The sequence below is a fragment of the Ruania zhangjianzhongii genome (assembly GCF_008000995.1).
Classification (GTDB): domain Bacteria; phylum Actinomycetota; class Actinomycetes; order Actinomycetales; family Beutenbergiaceae; genus Ruania; species Ruania zhangjianzhongii.
Map to the genome: position 1 here is coordinate 1783877 of NZ_CP042828.1, position 18423 is coordinate 1802299.

18 protein-coding genes are annotated in these 18423 nt (G+C 68.2%); 8 read left to right on the top strand and 10 right to left on the bottom strand.

From position 1 onward, the window contains the following. The first annotated feature begins 92 nt into the window (after positions 1-92). The 5 genes from FU260_RS08345 to FU260_RS08365 all read left to right on the top strand — a co-directional run bounded on the left by FU260_RS08345 (position 93) and on the right by FU260_RS08365 (position 7057). The gene (locus FU260_RS08345; RefSeq protein WP_210418224.1) at positions 93-2756 is read left to right on the top strand and encodes an alpha/beta hydrolase; all 2664 of its coding nucleotides are present in this window, start codon (positions 93-95) and stop codon (positions 2754-2756) included. Between the two features lie 82 nt (positions 2757-2838). Then, complete coding sequence (locus FU260_RS08350) at positions 2839-3948, top strand: COG1470 family protein (RefSeq protein ID WP_147916645.1); 1110 nt, start codon at positions 2839-2841, stop codon at positions 3946-3948. Next, the gene (locus FU260_RS08355) at positions 3945-4841 is read left to right on the top strand and encodes a carbohydrate ABC transporter permease (RefSeq protein ID WP_210418225.1); all 897 of its coding nucleotides are present in this window, start codon (positions 3945-3947) and stop codon (positions 4839-4841) included. Before FU260_RS08350 ends, FU260_RS08355 begins: the two co-directional genes overlap by 4 nt. Then, entirely contained in the window at positions 4838-5701 is an 864-nt protein-coding gene (locus FU260_RS08360; RefSeq protein ID WP_147916646.1) for a carbohydrate ABC transporter permease, read from the top strand. Before FU260_RS08355 ends, FU260_RS08360 begins: the two co-directional genes overlap by 4 nt. A gap of 30 nt (positions 5702-5731) precedes the next feature. Next, a complete protein-coding gene (locus FU260_RS08365; RefSeq protein WP_147916647.1) occupies positions 5732-7057 on the top strand; it encodes an ABC transporter substrate-binding protein in 1326 nt (441 codons plus the stop codon). 93 nt (positions 7058-7150) lie between these two features. Here the strand turns inward: FU260_RS08365 and ybaK are convergent, their stop codons facing one another. The 3 genes from ybaK to FU260_RS08380 form a co-directional block, all read right to left on the bottom strand. Then, entirely contained in the window at positions 7151-7672 is a 522-nt protein-coding gene (gene ybaK, locus FU260_RS08370; RefSeq protein ID WP_147919387.1) for a Cys-tRNA(Pro) deacylase, read from the bottom strand. After that, positions 7672-8769: a DUF2510 domain-containing protein gene (locus FU260_RS08375; RefSeq protein ID WP_168211703.1), complete on the bottom strand. Its 1098-nt coding sequence runs from the start codon at positions 8767-8769 to the stop codon at positions 7672-7674. The genes ybaK and FU260_RS08375 overlap by 1 nt, the downstream gene beginning before the upstream one ends. 236 nt (positions 8770-9005) lie before the next feature. Continuing rightward, entirely contained in the window at positions 9006-11558 is a 2553-nt protein-coding gene (locus FU260_RS08380) for a DEAD/DEAH box helicase (protein WP_147916649.1), read from the bottom strand. A 110-nt stretch (positions 11559-11668) separates the two neighbouring features. Here FU260_RS08380 and FU260_RS08385 point away from each other — a divergent pair, with 110 nt between their 5' ends. Next, positions 11669-12442, top strand: a complete 774-nt coding sequence (locus FU260_RS08385; protein WP_235912248.1) for a glutamine amidotransferase — start codon at positions 11669-11671, stop codon at positions 12440-12442. Positions 12443-12458: 16 nt separating this feature from the next. On the opposite strand, the gene FU260_RS08390 is transcribed toward FU260_RS08385, so the two are convergent. The 4 genes from FU260_RS08390 to FU260_RS08405 all read right to left on the bottom strand — a co-directional run bounded on the left by FU260_RS08390 (position 12459) and on the right by FU260_RS08405 (position 16122). Then, positions 12459-12920, bottom strand: coding sequence for a GNAT family N-acetyltransferase (locus tag FU260_RS08390; RefSeq protein ID WP_147916650.1), 462 nt, complete (start codon positions 12918-12920; stop codon positions 12459-12461). A gap of 1 nt (position 12921) precedes the next feature. Further along, complete coding sequence (locus FU260_RS08395; RefSeq protein WP_147916651.1) at positions 12922-13740, bottom strand: serine hydrolase domain-containing protein; 819 nt, start codon at positions 13738-13740, stop codon at positions 12922-12924. Between the two features lie 84 nt (positions 13741-13824). Beyond that, positions 13825-15120 (bottom strand): glutamyl-tRNA reductase, encoded by a 1296-nt coding sequence (locus tag FU260_RS08400; RefSeq protein WP_268957782.1) that lies wholly within the window; start codon positions 15118-15120, stop codon positions 13825-13827. A gap of 102 nt (positions 15121-15222) precedes the next feature. Next, positions 15223-16122 (bottom strand): helix-turn-helix domain-containing protein, encoded by a 900-nt coding sequence (locus FU260_RS08405; RefSeq protein WP_147916653.1) that lies wholly within the window; start codon positions 16120-16122, stop codon positions 15223-15225. Positions 16123-16203: 81 nt separating this feature from the next. On the opposite strand from FU260_RS08405, the gene FU260_RS08410 reads away from it, so the two are divergent. Then, positions 16204-16626: a DUF6157 family protein gene (locus tag FU260_RS08410; RefSeq protein ID WP_147916654.1), complete on the top strand. Its 423-nt coding sequence runs from the start codon at positions 16204-16206 to the stop codon at positions 16624-16626. After that, positions 16626-17033: a DUF1761 domain-containing protein gene (locus FU260_RS08415; RefSeq protein ID WP_147916655.1), complete on the top strand. Its 408-nt coding sequence runs from the start codon at positions 16626-16628 to the stop codon at positions 17031-17033. The genes FU260_RS08410 and FU260_RS08415 overlap by 1 nt, the downstream gene beginning before the upstream one ends. 73 nt (positions 17034-17106) lie before the next feature. Here FU260_RS08415 and FU260_RS08420 read toward each other — a convergent pair whose 3' ends face one another. From FU260_RS08420 to FU260_RS24365, 3 genes are read right to left on the bottom strand one after another with little or no spacing between them, the layout of a single operon-like run. Further along, positions 17107-17817 carry an alpha/beta fold hydrolase gene (locus FU260_RS08420; protein ID WP_168211704.1) on the bottom strand — a complete coding sequence of 237 codons (711 nt, stop codon included), beginning with the start codon at positions 17815-17817 and terminating at the stop codon, positions 17107-17109. A 21-nt stretch (positions 17818-17838) separates the two neighbouring features. Then, positions 17839-18207, bottom strand: coding sequence for a DUF5615 family PIN-like protein (locus tag FU260_RS08425; protein WP_147916657.1), 369 nt, complete (start codon positions 18205-18207; stop codon positions 17839-17841). A 2-nt stretch (positions 18208-18209) separates the two neighbouring features. Beyond that, positions 18210-18338, bottom strand: a complete 129-nt coding sequence (locus FU260_RS24365; RefSeq protein WP_268957783.1) for a hypothetical protein — start codon at positions 18336-18338, stop codon at positions 18210-18212. Positions 18339-18423: the final 85 nt, after the last annotated feature.

The window sequence follows — 18423 nt, forward strand, 5'->3', positions numbered from 1 at the left end:
CGAACCTCATTGAGGAGGAGAGCTAGATGGCACATGTTTCACCGAGCCGACGATCCGCGTCCACGCTGAGGCGGAGCGTCGTAGCAGGGGCGGTGGGCGCACTGGTAGCAGCCAGCGGCGCGGTCGCCCTCTCGACATCCGCGAGCGCCGATGATCCTGACTGGGTCACCGTCGACGAGGAAGGATTCGCCACGTTCACCATTCCGGTGGACGAGGTCGAGGATGCCGTCGGAACCGAGATCAGCCAGATCGTGGCCGAAGGCAACTTCGGTCCGTCGGCGAACTGGGCAGAGTTCGGCCTGAGTCTGGATGGGGACGAGGCGTCCGGGATCCTCGGGCCTCTGGATCCCGGTCTGTACTACTACCAGATCACCGCCGATGATCACCTGTCGATGAAGGACCCGACCAACCCGACCTCCGTGGGCTCCGAGCCCGAGTGGAGCACGTTCTACGTGCCGGGTGAGGGTGCGGAGCTCCTGGGTGAGGCGGCACCGGCAGATCAGGGGGCGGTCGAGGAGTTCACCTACCAGAGCTCAGTAGCGGGCGAGGAGCGTGCTGCGATGGCCTGGACCCCGCCGGACTACGATGCCGAGCGCAGCGATCCCTACCCGGTGCTGTACCTGCAGCATGGTGGCGGGCAGAGCTATGGCGACTGGGTTGAGGTCGGCCGAGCGGCCCAGATCTTCGACAATCTCTACGCCGCCGGGCAGATCCAGCCGATGGTGGTGATCATGGGCAACGGCAACGTCTCGAACTTCGCTGACGAGCTGTTCCGCAACATCATCCGGACCGCGGAGCGGGAGTTCAACATCAGCGATGATCCGGCGCAGCGGTCGCTTGCCGGGCTGTCGATGGGTGGTGGCCAGTCGTTCGACGTGCTCGCCAGCGACCCGGGTGAGTTCTCGAGCATCGGAGTGTTCGGCTCCGGCAGCTTCCTCGGTGCCGTCGATCGACTGCTTGCCTCGAATCAGTCGATCGAGGAGATCAACACTCTCACCGACTTCGTGCGGATTTACGTCGGCAACCCGACCGACCACGCGTACAACAGCACCCACGAGGCGCTCGCCAAGCTGGACGACGCGGGCCTCGCCTATCAGTTTGACGGTGCGAATCCTGACGCCGGCCACAACTGGGACGCCTGGCAGGAGAACCTGATCGACTTCAGCCAGCGGCTCTTCCAGGAGGGTCCGTCGGAGGGAATGAGCCCCGGACACACGGAGATCGACGAACCGTTCGAGACCCCGGAGTCGGGCACGACGCCGACCCCGTGGGTCAGCGAGGACGGCTTCGTGACGTTCGAGACCACCACCGAGTTCGCCGACGCGGAGCACGTGACGGTCTGGGCGAACTGGGGGCCGAGCCACCTGTGGACCCGCGTCGAGCTGAGCCAGGTGGGCGACCGGTGGCAGGGGACGGTCGGTCCCCTCGATCCGGGCTGGTACCACTATCGACTGATCGTGGACATGGAGGCACAGAAGGACACCGGGAACCCGACGAGCGTGACGACGGAGCCAACCTGGAGCCAGTTCTTCGTCCCGGGTGACTCTGCCCGGATGGTTTCTCCGGTACCGGAAGGTGAGGGTGGTGTGGTCCAGGAGATGACCTACTCCAGCGATGTTGCGGGTGAGGAACGCACCTCGCTGGTGTGGACCCCGCCTGGCTATGACGCGAACCGCTCCGAGCCGTATCCGGTGTTCTACCTCCAGCACGGGGGCGGACAGTCCTACACCGACTGGACCGAGATGGGACAGGCCACGAACATCCTCGACAACCATTTCCTCGATGGGAACCTCGAGCCGATGGTCGTCGTGATGAGTAACGGCAACGTCGATGACTTCACCACTGAGCTGTTGGAGAACATCGCTCCGGCCGCCGAGTCTCAGTTCCACGTCAGCGATGACCCGGCGCAGCGCGCCTTGGCGGGTCTGTCGATGGGCGGCGGACAGACGATGAGTGTCCTGACCGGGGAGCCGGGCGAGTTCGCCTACATCGGCACCTTCTCGGCCGGCTACTCAGGTGACGCCGCCGAGCTTGACGTGGCTGCCATCAACGAGGGCACCACGTTGCTTCGCCTGTACAACGGCAACATCTCCGACTTCACCTACGGTGGCGTCGTCCAGGCGATGGAAACTTTCGACGAGGCCGGGGTGAAGTATGAGTTCGACGGTTGGTTCGAGGGACCGCACGGGTGGGACACGTGGCAGCACGCTCTCACCGACTTCGCTCCTCGGCTGTTCGATTCCGCTACAGCGGACGACTCCGACGGGATCGAGATCGAGGCCACGGTGCCGGAGGCTGCTGACGGCTACCTGTCGTTGACGATCGCTGACCACGGTGGCAGTGTCACCCTCGGCGAGGCCAGCAACGCGGGCGACCGCCTGGTCATGGCGGGGGAGCTGCCCGCAGTGACCGTGACGGACTCTCGCACGGACGAGCAGGCTGGCGGCACGGGCTGGGCAGTATCGGGCCAGTCGTCCGAGCTCGCCGGCGGGCGTGCGGCGATCGGCGCCGATCATCTCGGCTGGTCTCCCACGCTCTCGAGCGAGCGTGACGGAGTAGTCGCCGGTGAAGCAGTCGACACCGTCCTGGGTGGCGGAGCCGGTCTGGCCGCGCCGCAACGGTTGGTCGAAGCCGCCAACGAGGGACGAGTCGGATCGATCTCCGCTACCGCGGGGCTCGCCCTCGAGGTTCCGGTCGACACCGAGCCTGGCACCTACACCGGCGCGGTGACGGTGTCGCTCTTCCCGGTCGACTGACGGACCGACGATCGGTGGTGCGGCTGGCTCCAGCCGCACCACCGGTCATCTGCCTCGACGAAAGGACATCCGGAGGTCGTCGATGAGAACGTTCACAACCTACGGTGCGGCCCTCGTGCTGGCCGGACTCACCCTCGGCACTTCGCTGGCGGCCTCGGCCGCCAGTGCCAGCACGGGCGAGGAGAACGATGGACCACGCACTACCTGGACCGTGGAGCCTGCTGCCGGCGACGGCGCCGACGACCGGGTGTCGCTCCGCCACGACGTCGACCCGGGAAGCTCGGCGACGGACGCGGTCGAGGTGCGCAACTTCGGACCGAGCGCGGCTACCTTCCGGATCTACGCCAGTGACGGCGTCGTGGGGGAGAGCGGTGCCTTCGACATTCTTCCGCCCGGGCAGGAGTCGACCGACGCCGGAACCTGGGTGACCTTCGACGACGTCCCAGCGGCGAGCCTTGACTCCGCAGGGGCGATGACGCTGCAGCTGGAACCCGACTCTTCCACCGTCATTCCGGTGTCAATCGCAGTACCGGAGGACGCCGTCCCCGGTGACCACCCGGCCGGCATCGTGGCCGAGCTGGTCCCCGCTGATGAGCACCGCGTGCAGCTGACCTCGCGGGTAGGGGTCCGACTGCACCTACGGGTCAGCGGAGACCTTGCGGCTCAGGTGGAGGCCGCCGGCGTCGCCGTCGACTGGAGTCCCGGCTGGAACCCGTTCGCCAGCGGGGACCTGCGGGTGAGCTACCTGCTGCGGAACACCGGAAACGTCCGGCTCGGTACGAGTGCGGTGCTGGAGGTGGCCGGCCCGTTCGGCCTGCTGCCGGTGCGCACGGAAGACACCCGCCGGGAGATCTTGCCCGGTGAGGAGGTGCAGGTCGTGGCCGATGTCCCCCTCTGGGCCCTGTTCTGGACCCGGGGAGGGATCACCGTGACCCCCGCAGCGGTGGGAGAAGATGCACCCGAGGCTGCGGTCACGCCGAGCAGCACCGAGATCGAGAGCGTGACCATCCCATGGCCGCAGCTCGTGGCCCTGCTGCTCATCGCCGCAGCGCTGTACCTGCGCCGCCGGCGCCGTCAGCATGCCGACCGCGCAGTCCAGGCACGTATCGATTCGGCGGTCGCCGAGGCGACCGCAGCAGCTGATCCCGATCGCGCCCCAGCGCAGCGCGCCGAGGAGGCCGCAGGTACGTGAAGAAGATCCTGTACTCCCAACGATGGGCGCCGTACTTTTTCATCGCGCCGTTCGTGATCACCCTGCTCGGGTTCTGGATGGTGCCGCTCGGACGGTCGGTGGTCATGAGCACCCAGGAGGTCCTCTACGGGGACGCCACCTTCATCGGCTTGGACAACTACGTCCGCTTGATGGGGGACCGGACCTTCTGGAAGGCCATGTTCAACAGTGCGCGGTACATGGTGCTCACGCTGGCCCTGCTCATCCCGATTCCGATGTTCTTAGCGGCGGTCATCAACTCGAAGATCGGTAGCCCGCGGATCAAAGGTTTCGCCAAAGCCTCGCTGTTCGTACCGGCGCTGACCTCGGTGGTCGTTGCCGGCATCATTTTTCGGTTGATGTTCGCCGAGACCGACTCGGGCCTGATGAACCAGATCGTTGGCTTCTTCGGGTTCGGTCCCGTCCGGTGGCTCCGCCAGGACATCCCGGGCCTGATCGCGCTCCTGGCGCTGGCGCTGTGGCGCTACACCGGGGTGAACATCATGTACTTCATCGCTGGGATGCAGTCCATTCCCACGGAGTACTACGAAGCGGCGTCGATCGATGGCGCGGGCCGGGTCCAGCAGTTCTTCCGGATCACTGTCCCGAACCTCAAACCGACGATCGTGTACGTCCTCACGATCAGCGTCTACGGCGGGCTGGCGATGTTCCTGGAGAGCTTCATGCTCTATGCCGGGAACAACTCACCGAACAACCAGGGCCTCACGGTGGTCGGTTATCTCTACCGCCAAGGGGTCCAGGAGAACGATCTCGGGTTTGCCTCGGCCGTGGGCGTGATCCTCCTGGTAGTGATCATGGCGATCAACCTCACCCACCTCACGTTGAGCGGCACGTTCAAGAAGGATCGACGATGAGCGCGCGTGGTGTCCGGAGCAAGCACGTGCTGCCCCGGCGGCTGTTCGTGGGCGTACAGGCGACTTTCCTCATCCTGCTCACCCTGATCGTCCTCGTTCCCCTGGTGGCGATCTTCGTGGGTACCTTCCAGGACGGGAACGACGTCATCCGGAACGGGATCTCGTTCGACGTCGATCTGAGCACGCTCTCCCTGGACAACTACGTCATGCTGTTCACCGATTCGGGACTGTACTTCCGGTGGTTCCTGAACACCTTCGTCCTGACGGTCGCGCAGGTCGCCGGAACTCTGCTGGTGAGCTCGTTCGTCGCGTACGGGTTCGCGATGTATGACTTCAGGGGAAAGAACGCGGGATTCATCGCAGTCATCCTGCTGATGACCGTGCCCTTCGAGATGATGATGCTCCCGATGTACGTCATGGTGAACGACATCGGTCTGGCTGACACCTACATCGTGATCGTCCTGCCGTTCCTGGCGGCAGCGGTGACCATCTTCTTCTTCCGGCAGTACTTCCTGGGCATACCGAAGGAGCTCCTGGAGGCCGGGCGGGTCGATGGTGTCACCGAGTTCGGCATCTTCTTCAAGCTGGTGCTACCGATCGCCAAACCAGCGCTGGCGGCGATGGCGATCCTCAACGGGATGATCGTGTGGAACAACTTCCTCTGGCCTCTTCTCGTCCTGCGGTCAGCGGAGAAGTTCACCCTCCCGATCGGGCTGAATACCCTCCTGACGCCCTATGGGAACAATTACGAGCTGTTGATCATCGGGGCGTTCTTCTCCCTGATTCCCATCTTGGTGCTCTTTTTGCTGTTCCAACGATTCTTCGTCGCCGGCATGACCGCCGGGGCGCTCAAAGGTTAATGACGACCTCAATAGAAACGGAGAAGGATGATGACTCGATCACGACGAGCGGCGGCTCTAGCCGCAGTAGGGCTCACCGGTGCGCTTCTGGCGGCGTGCAGCGGAGGTGGGGACACCGGCGGCCCGAACGAGGACGGCAGCGTCACCATCGACATGTGGGTGTTCGCAGAGCTGCACGCGACCTACTACGACCAGATGGCTGAGGCGTGGAACGAGGAGAACCCGGACCGACCGATCGACCTCCAGGTCACCGTCTACCCGTACGACGACATGCACAACAAGCTGCAGCTGGCGGTGAACTCCGGCGAGGGGCTTCCCGATGTCGTGGACATCGAGGTGAACAAGTTCTCGAACTTCGTCCAGGGTGACAACCCGCCGTTGGTCGACCTGACGGCGGCGGCCGAACCGTACATCGATGATGTGGTTCAGGCGCGGCTGGACCTGTACAGCCGGAACGGCTCGATCTACGGCTTCCCCACCCACGTGGGTGCCTTCGTGTCCTTCTACAACACGGCGCTGCTCGAGGAAGCCGGTATCGACTACACCACGATCGAGACCTGGCAGGACTTCGAGGACGCGGGAGTGGAATACCACGAGGCGACGGGTGCGGACTTCGGCGTGGCCAGTACGGGGGTGAACTTCCTCGAGCCGCTGATCGTCACCCAGCTCGGCGGAAACATGTTCGCCGACGATGGGACGGTCGCGGTGAACGGGCCCGAGACCGTCGAGGCGCTCGAGCTGCTGCAGGGAATGGAGGAGGCCGGCGCCATCTCGACGATCCCGGGCGGCAGCCCCGACGACGAGCAGGCTTTCGGCGCGATCAACGACGGCTCCCACGCGGCCGTGGTCTATCCCGCCTGGTACACCTCACGTTTCGTCGATTACATGCCGGACCTGGCCGGTGACGTGGCGATCGCCCCAGCACCGGTGATCGACGGCGGCGAGGTGGCGACGATCGGTGGTGGCGGCACCGGAACCTCGGTCCCGGCGGCATCCCCGGACAGTGAGTTCGCCGCCGAGTGGCTCGCGTTCGCGAAGCTGTCCCCGGAGGCGAACGTGGCGGTGTGGGAGGTCCTCGGCTTCGACCCGGTGAACATGGAGGTCTGGCAGAACGAGGAAGTCACGCACGCCGAGGACAACAAGTTCAACGAGTACTTCCAGACGAACCTCTTCGACGTGCTGAATGAGTACCAGGGCGAGATCGGGCACTTCGAGGGGTTCACGAACCCGGACTGGCCCTCGATCGACAATCAGTTCACCACGGTGACGCTGAACGAGATCTTCGAGAGCGGCGTCCCGGCCCAGGATGCCCTGGACCAGGCGCAGAACGACCTGCAGAACGAGCTCGGCCAGTAGCGGTGAGTCGGCCCCGGGGCGGTGTGCATGCCCCCGCCCCGGGGCCCATCACACCTGCATACCGGCAGCGGCAGACCCGGCTACCGCTGCCAGCTACCGGCCTGCTGGGTGGATCGCGGCGATCGGCGCGAACCGGGCGTCCGTGATCGAGACCAGGTCTGCCGGTGCCAGGGACACATCGAATCCGCGGCGACCACCCGAGACGTAGACGGCGTGCAGGGTCTCGGCGCTCTCGTCGATCAGCGTGGGCAGCGGCGTGCGCTGACCCACGGGGGAGATCCCACCGGTCACGTACCCGCTGGAGCGCTGCGCGTCCGCGGGCGATGCCAGCGCGGCCTTCTTCTGCCCGAGCGCCCGGGCGACCGCCTTCAGGTCCAGCGACTCCGCCACCGGTACCAGTGCCACGGTCAGGCCGCCGTGACGGGTCAGCCCGGACACGCGTACCATCAGGGTCTTGAACACCGCTGCCGGGTCCACGCCGAGCGCGGCGGCGGCCTCCAGCCCGAAGCTGAGGTCGCTACCGGGATCGTGGCTGTACTGGTGTACGCCAAAACCGATACCCGCCGCGGTCAGCGCGAGCGTCGCCGGGGTCGCGGGGGCTTTGGCCGCGGCCATCAGGCCGGGCCGGTGACCGAGATCGTCACCGAGGTGGCGTCGCCAGCCCACTCGGTGACGATCAGCACCAGCGGGCCGCTCGGCATCGGTGCCACCAGCTGGGGGTCGTAGTCGTCACCGGAGTAGTCCCGGTCGTCGTTCATCCGTTCCCGGCCTTCGGAGTCCAGCGTGGCCAGCATCGGGTCCTCGCTCCCGTCGTCGCGGACGTCCACGGTGTACTCGCCCTCGTCAGCCACCTGCACCAGGCCGATCCAGGCTCCGTCTGCGGGCACGTTCGCCGTTGCGGAGCTACCGATACGCACCTCGTCGGTGATCGGTGCGGAGGTAGCGGTGAAGGACGTGGTCGCGCCGTTGACGTCCTCGAGCACCACGGTGTAGTCGCCGGCCTCCAGAGTGGGTACGCCGAACGGGTCCAGGGACGTGCCGTCGAGCATGTCGACCAGATCGCGGCCACGGTCGTCGCTGCTGTAGACCTCGTCACCGGCGTCGTCCTGCACGGTGAGCGTGAGGTCGACGGCGCCACCATCTCCGCGGACGTCGATCGCGAGCGTGGTCTGCTCGGTGAGACTCAGGTCGCCTTCGTACCGACCGCCGGCCTCGATCGTCTCGCTGGTCTCGCCGTCAGCGGCGAACGTGCCGGTCACCACCGCACCCGAGCCGGGGGAGGCCGTCGGCGGGTTGGACATGTCGGGGTCGTCGGGGTCGTTGCGACCGGAAACCAGCCACCAGCCCAGGCCGGCGACCACTAGCACGGCGAGCACCACCAGCGAGGCGACCGCAGCGGTGCCACCGGGGGTGCCGCGCACCCCAGCGCCGAACACCTTCGTGCCGTCGTCGTCGCGGGGCTGGGCCGCCGGCCCCCAGGGCTGGTTCGCCAGCCATCCGTCGCCGGCGGTGCCGGGGGCGACCATCACATCCGGACGGTGGTTCAGCTCGGCCAGGTACGGGTAGTCCTCCCGGGCGGTGCCGGCGCCGTGTTCCTGCTCGTCGCTGGGCACGATGGGGGCGTAGTACTCGGTCCAGGAGTCCCCGTCCCAGAACCGTTCCTGGTTCTCCCCGGTGGGATCCGGGTACCAGCCCGCCTCTCGCTCGCTCACCCGACCATCGTAGGCGGGGGTCGGCGACGGCGTCGCGCACCGGGTAGGGGAGGAGTCACCATGGCCTGCGGTCCGTGGGGTCGAGCAGATGCCCGCCCAGCCGGTTCGGCAGTGCCGACGCCGAGGCGATACCCGGGAGCACGACCCTGTGCAGCGGGTAACGAGTGAATCGATTCAGGCAGGCAGGGTGGGTGGGGATGGGGCGAGGGTGGTCAGGGTCAGGGTCAGGGTCAGGGTCAGGCGGGGCCGACATGCAGGTCGGTGAGCACCACCCGGCCGGTCTCGTCGGTGGCCGCCAGGTCCACCGTCGCCGTCAGCCGCCAGTCCCGGTCGCCCTCGGGATCGTCGAAGATCTGGGTCACCGCCCAGCCGCGGGGGTCGATCTGCACCAGGGCGCTCGAGCGGGCATCCGGGCCGATGCCCACGTCCTCGTACTCGGCGAAGTACTCGGCCATCGCCTCCTCCCAGCGCTGCGCCGTCCACCCGGCGTCGCCGTCCAGCTCGCCGAGCCGGGCATAGTCCTCCCGCGCGGCCAGTTCCACCCGGTGGAACAGCGCGGTGCGCACCAGGCGGCGGAGCAACCGCGGGTTCGCGCTCGGTGGCGCATCCGGACCCGGCCCGAACCGCGCCTCCTCCTCATCCTCACCAGCGGCCTCGGGCGCCTCCAGACCCAACCGGCCGGACTGGTCCGGGTGACCTCCGCCGTCGCCGGCCTGCAATGCCTCCCACTCGGCGAGCAACGAGGAGTCGATCTGCCGCACCAGCGTGCCGAGCCACTCGATCAGCTCGGTGAGCTCCTCGGTGCGCATCCGCTCGGGCACCACCTGCCGCAGCGCCTTGTAGGCATCGGTGAGGTAGCGCAGCAGCACCCCCTCGCTGCGGGCCAGGCCGTACTTGGCGATCAGCTCGGAGAACGTCATCGCGGTCTCGGCCATCTCCCGCACCACGGACTTGGGTTTCAGCTCGTAATCGTCCACCCACGGGTTGGTGAGTCGGAACTCGGCCAGCGCCGCGGTGAGCAGCTCGGCCAGCGGCTTGGGGTGGGTGATCTCGTCGAGCGCGTTCATCCGGTCGATGTACTCCCACCCCTCGGCCTTCATCGCACCGATCGCCTCACCCTTGGCCGCCTTCTCCTGAGCGATCAGCAGCGGGCGGGGATTCTCCAGGGTCGACTCGATCACCGAGACCACGTCCAGCGCGAAGTCGGCGTCGTCGGGGTCGAGGAGCTCCAGCGCGGCCAGCGCGAACGGGGACAGCGGGGTGTTCAGCGCGAACTCGTCCGGCACCTCACCCACCAGCCGCACGGTCCGGCGTCCGTTCGCGTCTTCGACCCGTTCCACCAGACCGGCCTGGCGCAGCGTCCGGTAGATGCCCACCGCCCGGCGCAGGTGCGGATTCCGCTCGGCGGGCGCGTCATGGTTGTCGATGAGCAGGCGGGTGATCGCCGGCAGCGGGTCACCGGGGCGGGAGAGCACCCCGAGCACCATCGCGTGCGAGACCTGGAACTGGCTGGTCAGCTGCTCCGGCTCAGCGTCCCGGAGACGCTCGTAGGTCTTATCGGTCCAGTTCACCGCACCACTGGGTGCCTTCTTCCGGACGATCTTGCGCTTCTTCCGCTCGTCGTCGCCGGCCTTGGCGAGCGCCTTCGCGTTCTCGATGACGTGCTCGGGGGCCTGGACGATCACCTCGCCGGTGGTGTCGTACCCGGCACGGCCGGCCCGCCCGGACACCTGGTGGAACTCCCTCGCGGACAGGTGCCTGGACTTGATCCCGTCGAACTTGGTCAGCCCCGTCAGCAGCACCGTGCGGATCGGCACGTTGATGCCCACGCCGAGGGTGTCCGTGCCGCAGATCACCGGGAGCAGGCCCGCCTGCGCGAGGCGTTCCACCAGCCGCCGGTAGCGGGGCAGCATCCCCGCATGGTGCACGCCGATACCGTGCCGCAGCAGCCGGGACAGCGCGGCGCCGAACCCGCGCGCGAACTGGAACCCGCGCAGGGCTTCGGCGATCTGGTCCCGATGCGCCCGGGAGGCTACCGGGATCGAGGTGAGTGACTGTGCCTGCTCCACGGCAGCCGCCTGGGTGAAGTGCACGATGTACACCGGCGTGCGGTGGGTGCCGAGCAGCTCGCGCACCACCTCCTGCAGCGGCTCGGTGGAGTAGCTGTAGGTCAGCGGCACCGGGCGCTCGGTGTTGCTGATCACGGCGACCTCCCGCCCGGTGCGGCGGGTCAGGTCTGCCGCGATTGCGGAGACATCCCCGAGGGTGGCGCTCATCAGCACGAACTGGACCTCCGGCAGCTCCAGCAGTGGCACCTGCCACGCCCAGCCGCGCTGTGGGTCGGCGTAGAAGTGGAACTCGTCCATCACCACCTGGTCCACCTCGGTGTCCGCACCGGCGCGCAGGGCCTGGTTGGCGAGGATCTCCGCAGTGCAGCAGATGATCGGGGCCTCGGTATTGATGGCCGAGTCGCCGGTGAGCATGCCGACCTGATCGGCGCCGAAGATGTCGACAAGGTCGAAGAACTTCTCGCTGACCAGAGCCTTCAGCGGGGCGGTGTAGTAGCTGCGCTGCCCGCGAGCCAGGGCCACGTAGTGCGCGGCGACTGCGATCAGGGACTTGCCCGACCCGGTGGGGGTGGAGGCGATCACCTGCGCCCCGGTGACGATCTCGAACAGCGCCTCCTCCTGGTGCGGATACAGGTCCAGGCCGCGGCCGGCAGCCCAGTCGGTGAAGGCTTCGACGAGGGCGTCGTCGTCAGTGGGGTCTGCGGGGAGGGTAAGAGTCATCGCTTGCCATTGTCCCCCGAGCCGGCAGACTTCGGGCGCCCGGGACTCGCGCGGTGAGCGTTCCGGGCGCCGATTGGGACTCCTGGGCCGCTGTGCGGTTCACTGGAGCGGTGACTGCTCCGTTGTGCTTCCTCGCCTCCCGTGCCGAGCCGGTGGCGGCAGATGCCGAGTACACCAGCGTGCTGGGATTCGCTGGCCTGCGGCCGGAGCAGCTGGTGCGGATACGCCTGGACCAGGGGGAGGAGCCCGGGCCGCTGACGCAGTACGCCGGGGTGATCCTCGGTGGTAGTCCGTTCACCGTCTCCACCCCGGAGTCGGATAAGTCCACGGTCCAGACCGGCGTCGAGGCCAGGCTGATGGACGTTCTCGACGAGGTGGTGGCCCACCGGATCCCGTTCCTCGGGCTCTGCTACGGCATCGGTGTGGTGGGCCGCTGGGCTGGCGGCCTGGTGGACGGCCGCTACGCCGAGGACACGGCTGCGGTGACCATTCGGCTCACCGACGAGGGCCTCGCCGACCCGCTGCTCGCGGGTATGCCGGACTCCTTCGAGGCCTATGTCGGCCACAAGGAGGCCTGTACCCGGCTGCCGCCCGGCGCGGTGGTGCTCGCCGGCTCCTCCGCCTGCCCGGTGCAGATGTACCGGTTCGCTCCCGGCGCCTACGTCACCCAGTTTCACCCGGAGATGGACGCCGAGGCGGTACGGCTGCGGATCGAGGTGTATGCGCATGCGGGCTACTTCCCGCCGGATGAGGTCGAGGAGGTGATCGCCCGCACTGCGCGTGCCGACGTCACCTCGGCGCACCGGGTGCTGGCTTCCTTCGCCGCGCTGGCGCTCGACCGACCGGAGCAGCGGGCAGCAGGGGAGTCGGCAGTCGCCAGTTGATGCGGCCGGGCTCGCCTCAGCCTGGGAGCCGTTTCTCCAGGTACTGTGCCGTCTCGGTGATCGAGTGCTTGCTGCCGTCAGCGGCGACGTAGGTGTAGGAGAAGGTCTCGGTTCGACCAGTAGGCCGGTAGCCGAGGCGTTCGTAGAGCCGGCGGGCGCCGGGGTTGTCCGCGCTGACGCCGATCCAGATCCGCCCGAACGGGGCTGCCTCCGCCTCGGCAGCTACCACGATCGCGGTGCCGACCCCGTGGCTGCGGCGGTCCGGGGCCACCTGCAGGTTCTTCAGCTCCGGGATCGGCGCCCACTCCAGCTCACCCGAGCCCACCGGTTCCGCACCGTCCCAGGCCACCAGGTAGACGCACTCGCCAGCGGACTGGCGGGCGAACGTGCTGCTGGCGTAGTTCTTCTCCTCCGGTTCCCCGGCAGCGATCACCGCGACCTCGGCGGCCACACAGCGGCGCACGCTGAGGGTGGCCACCTCACTGACGCCGAGCGTGCGCCGCGAGGATCTCGCTGTTCAGCTGCGGCCAGAGCTGGCCGTGGATGCGATCCCGGAAGGACTTCTCGCCAAGGAACGCAGCGGTCAGTCGGGCATTCGGGTCCACCCAGAGGAAGCTCCCTGACTGGCCGAAATGACCGAACGTTGCCGGGTCGGCCTCAGGGGCGGTCCAGTGCGGGGACTTATCGCTGCGGATCTCATACCCCAACCCCCAGTCGTTGTGGGTCTGCTTGCCGAAACCAGGCAGTACCCCGGTCAGGCCCGGGAAGGCCACAGTGCGGGCCTGTTCGCCGAGCTCGGCGGAGATCAGCGTCGGCGTGAGCAGCTCCAGGCCGAGGCCGAGCACGTCCAGCGTGGAGCCGGTGGCGGAGTAGGCGGGGCTGCCGGTCATCGTGGTGGTGGTCAGTTCCAACGGCTCCAGCACGACGGCGTTCGTCCAGTCCGCGAAGGACGTCCCCACTCGCTGGGCTACGTGCTCACCGAGGGTGTCGAAACCGATGTTGGAGTACACCCGCCGGCGCTCCGGCGCCTGCGCCGGGGCACCGTCCTCGAACGGTAGCCCGGAGGTGTGCGCGAGCAGATGCCGCACGGTGGAGCCCTCCGGCCCGGCCGGCTCGTCCAGGCTGACCAGGTGACGGTCGACGGCGATCAGGGTGGCCAGCGCCGCCAGCGGTTTGGTCACCGATTTCCACGGCCGCACCGCTTCCACATCGCCGTCCAGGCTGAGCACCTGCAGGTCCGAGGACACCGCCAGGGAGACTGGGAAGTCGAACGAGTCCAGAGTGGGGTAGGTGCTCACAGGCTCAGCCTGCCAGAGATCACCCGGCCGGTCGCGCTACCGGGGTTGCCGGCACCGGCGGCGGGTGGGCCGAGGGGGCTGGGGTCAGCCGGAACCGGTGCCCCGGTCTGTGGTGGAACGCTGCGGCTCCTCCGGTTCCCGGACCGGGTCGAGGCCATAGAGAGTGCCGAGCGCGGACTTGACCTCGGTCAGCCGTCCCTCGGCGGCCAGCCGCCGGGCTCGAGTGGTCGGTTCATGCACCAGCACACCAGCGAAGTGCCGCAGCGCCCGCTCGGTCTCCTCGGTCAGCTTGCCACGGCCGGCGAGCCGGTTCAGCTCTGCGGCAAGCACCTGGTCCACGTGGCCCCGGTAGGCGGCGATCGCCGGGCCTGCGCTCTGTTCGGCGCTGCGCACCTCGAAGCTGGCTGCCGCGTCGCGGACCATGTCCATCGCCCGGGCGCTGGCATCCAGCTCCTGCACGGGGGCGTGCAGGCTGATCGTCTCCAAGTCGAGCAGCTCCACCCCGGGCAGGTCCGCTACCGCCTTGTCCACGTTCGAGGGCAGCCCCAGGTCGATCACCAGCAGTGGGCTGTCGGTGTGCGCGCGGGCGCGGCTGATGTCGGCGACGTCGAGGGTCTGCACCCGAGTGGAGGTGATCACCAGGTCCGCCTGGGCGAGGGCTGCGCCCCGAGCGGATGCACTCACCGCATGGACGCCGTCGCGCTGGGCGAAGACCTGCTCCCGGCCGGAGGGGGAGGCCACGCCGATCTCGGTCGCGCCGCGCTCGCGTAACGCCGCCCAGGTGGTGCCGGCGTAGGCGCCGGTGCCGATCAGCAGCACATTCGCCCGGTCCCAGGCGGGCACCCGGGACTCGGCCAGGTCCAGCGCGAGCCGGACCATCGACCGGCCGGCAGCGTTGATTCGGGTGACGTTCTTGACGTCCCGGGAGGTGGTGGCGGCCATCTGGAACGCCCGCTCCAGCGACGGTGTGGTGGTGCCGGCATCGCGTGCTTCGGTCAGCGCTCGGCGGACCTGCCCGGCGATCTCGTCCTCACCCACCACCACCGAGTCCAGCCCGCTGGCGACGGCGAACAGGTGCGCGGCCACCCGGCTGCCGGTCATCGTGCGGGCAGCATGGTGCAGCCGGTCAGCAGAGACTCCGGCCCGCTCAGCCAGGTGGGCGAGCAGCGCCGTCAACGCCGGAGGCTCGCCACCGGTGACCGGAACATCGTCCACGTCCAGGTAGCTCTCATACCGGTTGCAGGTGGCCACCACCACGGACCCGCGCACGTTGCTCAGCCCGGCGGTCGGGTCAGCGGCCGCCGCCGCGGACAGGCGCTCGAGCAGCGCGAAGTCCGCAGTTCGATGACTCACGCTCACACAGACCAGCACGCCGACCATCGTAGGACGGCGATCGGCCGGTCGATCAGACGGTGTGTCACCTCCGGGGGCGGATCTCACCGGCACCGGGCGGTCGACTGGTCATCGGCACGTCACCACGACTCATCGCTGAGTGCGCGGTGGCGTGACGGCGGGGGCGTCCCTGGATGAGGCTGCCAGGCTCCCGACGGCATGACGGTACGCGTCAGGCGTGAGTCCCGTGGTGGTGCGGAAGTCGCGGGTGAGGTGGGACTGATCGCTGTATCCGAGCTCGGTGGCGATGGCCGCCAGGTCATCGATGGGTCGGGTCGCTAAGGCGAGCGCGACTTCCTGGAGGCGGATGCGACGGCTGATCCATTTGGGGCCGTGCCCTAGCGACTCGGTCAGGGCCCGTTGGATCGTCCGTTCGCTGCACGCGAAGCGCTCAGCCAGAGCGGGACCAGTTCTGCGGCGGACTCGTTCGCGCAGCTCATCCACCACCTCGCCCGCGAGAAGGCCCGTGGCGGTCGGTGGCCGTTCGGCGAGACGCTCTCGAATCGCTCTGCCCGCCACGCGGGCCCGCTCGATCGGGTCGGTCTCGGTACCGACGGCAACCATCAGCGTGTGCAGGCGTTCGTCCAGCTCGGCTGTCAGTGGCACTGTGGCGTCGGCGACCCGTTCGGGGGTGAGGTCGCTGAGCACGGCCAGACCCGCCGGTCGCAGCCGGATGGCGAATACCCGACCGGTACCGCTGATGGTGCGCCGCCAGGCACGGGCATGCACACCGGTGACGACGAGCGGGGCCGGTGCGTCCCCTTCCTCGATGGTGACCGTCACCGCAGGCAGATCGATGATCGGCTGATCCAGGGATTCACCGTCGTCCAACGCCCAGGACACGTGCCAGTAGTGATCCACCACGGCAGAGACCGCAGCCTCGGGCGCGATCCAGCCCGCTGCGTACCGGGCCAGCCGATCCGGGAAGAGCACACCGGATCGCTCCGTGACGGCGATCGGATTCTCCCGCACCTCAGTGGGCTGGGTCATGGCTGCCATTCTCTCCGATCGGTTCCCGGTCTGTCGCTTTTCTCCTATCGACACGCGGCCATCGCGGTGAGACTAGAAGTCATGGGAAGCACGAACTACATCGGAGCGTTCATCCAGGTCGCCGAGGACTGTCCGGTCGGGACGGCCGAGCAGCCGCCGGCCGGCGGCAAGGCCCCGACGGTCGCCGCACTGCAACACGAGTTCATCTCCACGCATCCGTACGAGTTCACCAGCGACGACGTGCTGTTTCAGGTCTACGCCCTCCGCCAGTCGGTGTCCGCCGAAGCGCGACCAGCGGCCCGCGAGGCGTTCTTCGGCAAGGATCAGGCGTGCCTGCGGTCCTCGCCGCTCGGTAAACGCTACGGCTGGGGCATCCATCACGATGCGCAGGGCCGTGTCGCTCTCGTGCCGCTGGGGTCCGATGAGTACCGCAGACTCAGTTCAGATCCTGCGGTGAAGCAGCTCAAGGCGATGCGCTCGAAGCGCGCCCCGTCACGCACCTGATGCTCGCCGCCTTCGCCTACCTGAACTGGCTCTCCCTCGCTCTGGCGGCCCTCGCCTACTACCTGCTCGGCGCGGCATGGTTCACGCCACTGTTCGGCACAACCTGGGATCGCGCCATCGGTCACGTCCGCTCCCGCGGGAGTCGGTTCAGCCTGGGTTACTACCTGGTGCCGTTGATCAGCGCCGCACTCGTATCCGTTGCCCTCGGTGTGGTGATCGCTGCCGTTGCCCCTGACGGTCTGGGTGAAGCGATACTGATCGGTCTGGTCATCGGGATCGCAGTCGCTGCGGTTTCCGTGAACAACGCTCTGACCCCGCACACTCCCCACCCGTACCTGTTCGGTGCGGTGACCGGCGGCTACCACCTCGTCGGCATCGTTATCGCCTCGGCGATCATCGGCGCCTGACGACCGGTCTCGGCGGAGTGCGGCTGCCCACCCAGGGTCTCAGGAACGGAGCAGCGGGCCGATCCGGGCGCCGCTACTGTTCCTGGCCTACGGCGTTTCTAGCGCTGCCGAGCAACGCCTCGACGAGCTCGACCGGGTGGCTGACCATCCCCATATGCCCGCCCGGTGAGGTCCGGACCGGCAGCCCGAGCCGGTCCCGGGCCACCCGGGCCAGAAACTCGGGCGGGAACAGCAGGTCCTCGGCCAGCGCGATGACCTCGGTCGGCACCGCCGGCCAGGCCGCCCGGGGCCAGGGCTGCACGAACGGTGCCTCGGCCTGGTCCCGGTCCCAGTCGGACGCGTGGCGGCGCTGGGCGTGGGTGCAGCTGTTGTAGAACAGCTCGTCGGGGTCCACCGGCAGGGACAGACCGGCAGCGCGGGCGGCGGCCTCGTGGGCGGCTGCCTGGCCGGTGGCCTCCCACCACTGGCTTCCGGACTCGCCCGGGGTGGGGATCATCGGCGCCACCAGGATGATCCGCTCCAGCGGCACCAGATCGGCAACCAGGCCGGCGGTGAATGCCCCGAACGAGTGCGCCACCAGCAGCACCGGCCGGTCGCCGTGATCCCGCACAGCAGCCGCGGCCACCTCCGCGTAGTCCGTCAACCGCGCCGACGGATCGGTGCACGGCAGGTCGACGGCGGTACTAGCCAGGCTAAGCGCGGCAAGCTCCGTACGGAGCGGCTCCCAGTAGGCCGGATCGCTGCCGGCTCCCGGGATCAGCACGACGTGCGGAGCGAGGGTCACCAACAAAGCGTATCGGCGGCGTCAGAGGTTGGACAGCCACCAGACGAACGGTGCATGCCTCGCGGCCGGGGGCGGGTCGCCCACTAGTGCGAGGAGCGCATCGCCCAGGCGCACGAGCCCGGGTCGAGTTCGCGGGAAGCGACGGTAGTGGCAGAAGATCACGCCTGCGTGCGCTGGCACGGCGGACATCGCGATCGAGAACGTCGTCACGTCCTCGGTGACGACCGCGCGGTCCTCCTCGGCCGCCACTCGCAGCACGGACGTGTCATCGATTCCGCGCAGGTCGTCGCGCAGCACGACCGCCGCGCAGTCGACGCCGGTCTCGCCGAGTCGTTCCGCCAGCCAGCCCGGGTAGCGCTTGTCGAGCGGAAGCCGCAGGCCCTGCCCCATCCTCACGCCTGTCGCAGGGCTTGCCGGCGTTCCCAGGTCGCGAGGGCCGCGTCCTGGGCAGCCTGATGACGCTCGATGATCTGATCGATCTCGTGGCGGTGGTCGGCCCAGTACGCCAGGGCGGCCTCCACCATGACGGTCGCCAGTCCGAGCGCCTGTTGCGGGAGCGGACACCCTGTCAGATCCGCAGCATCGCGCCGATGACACAATCGTCAG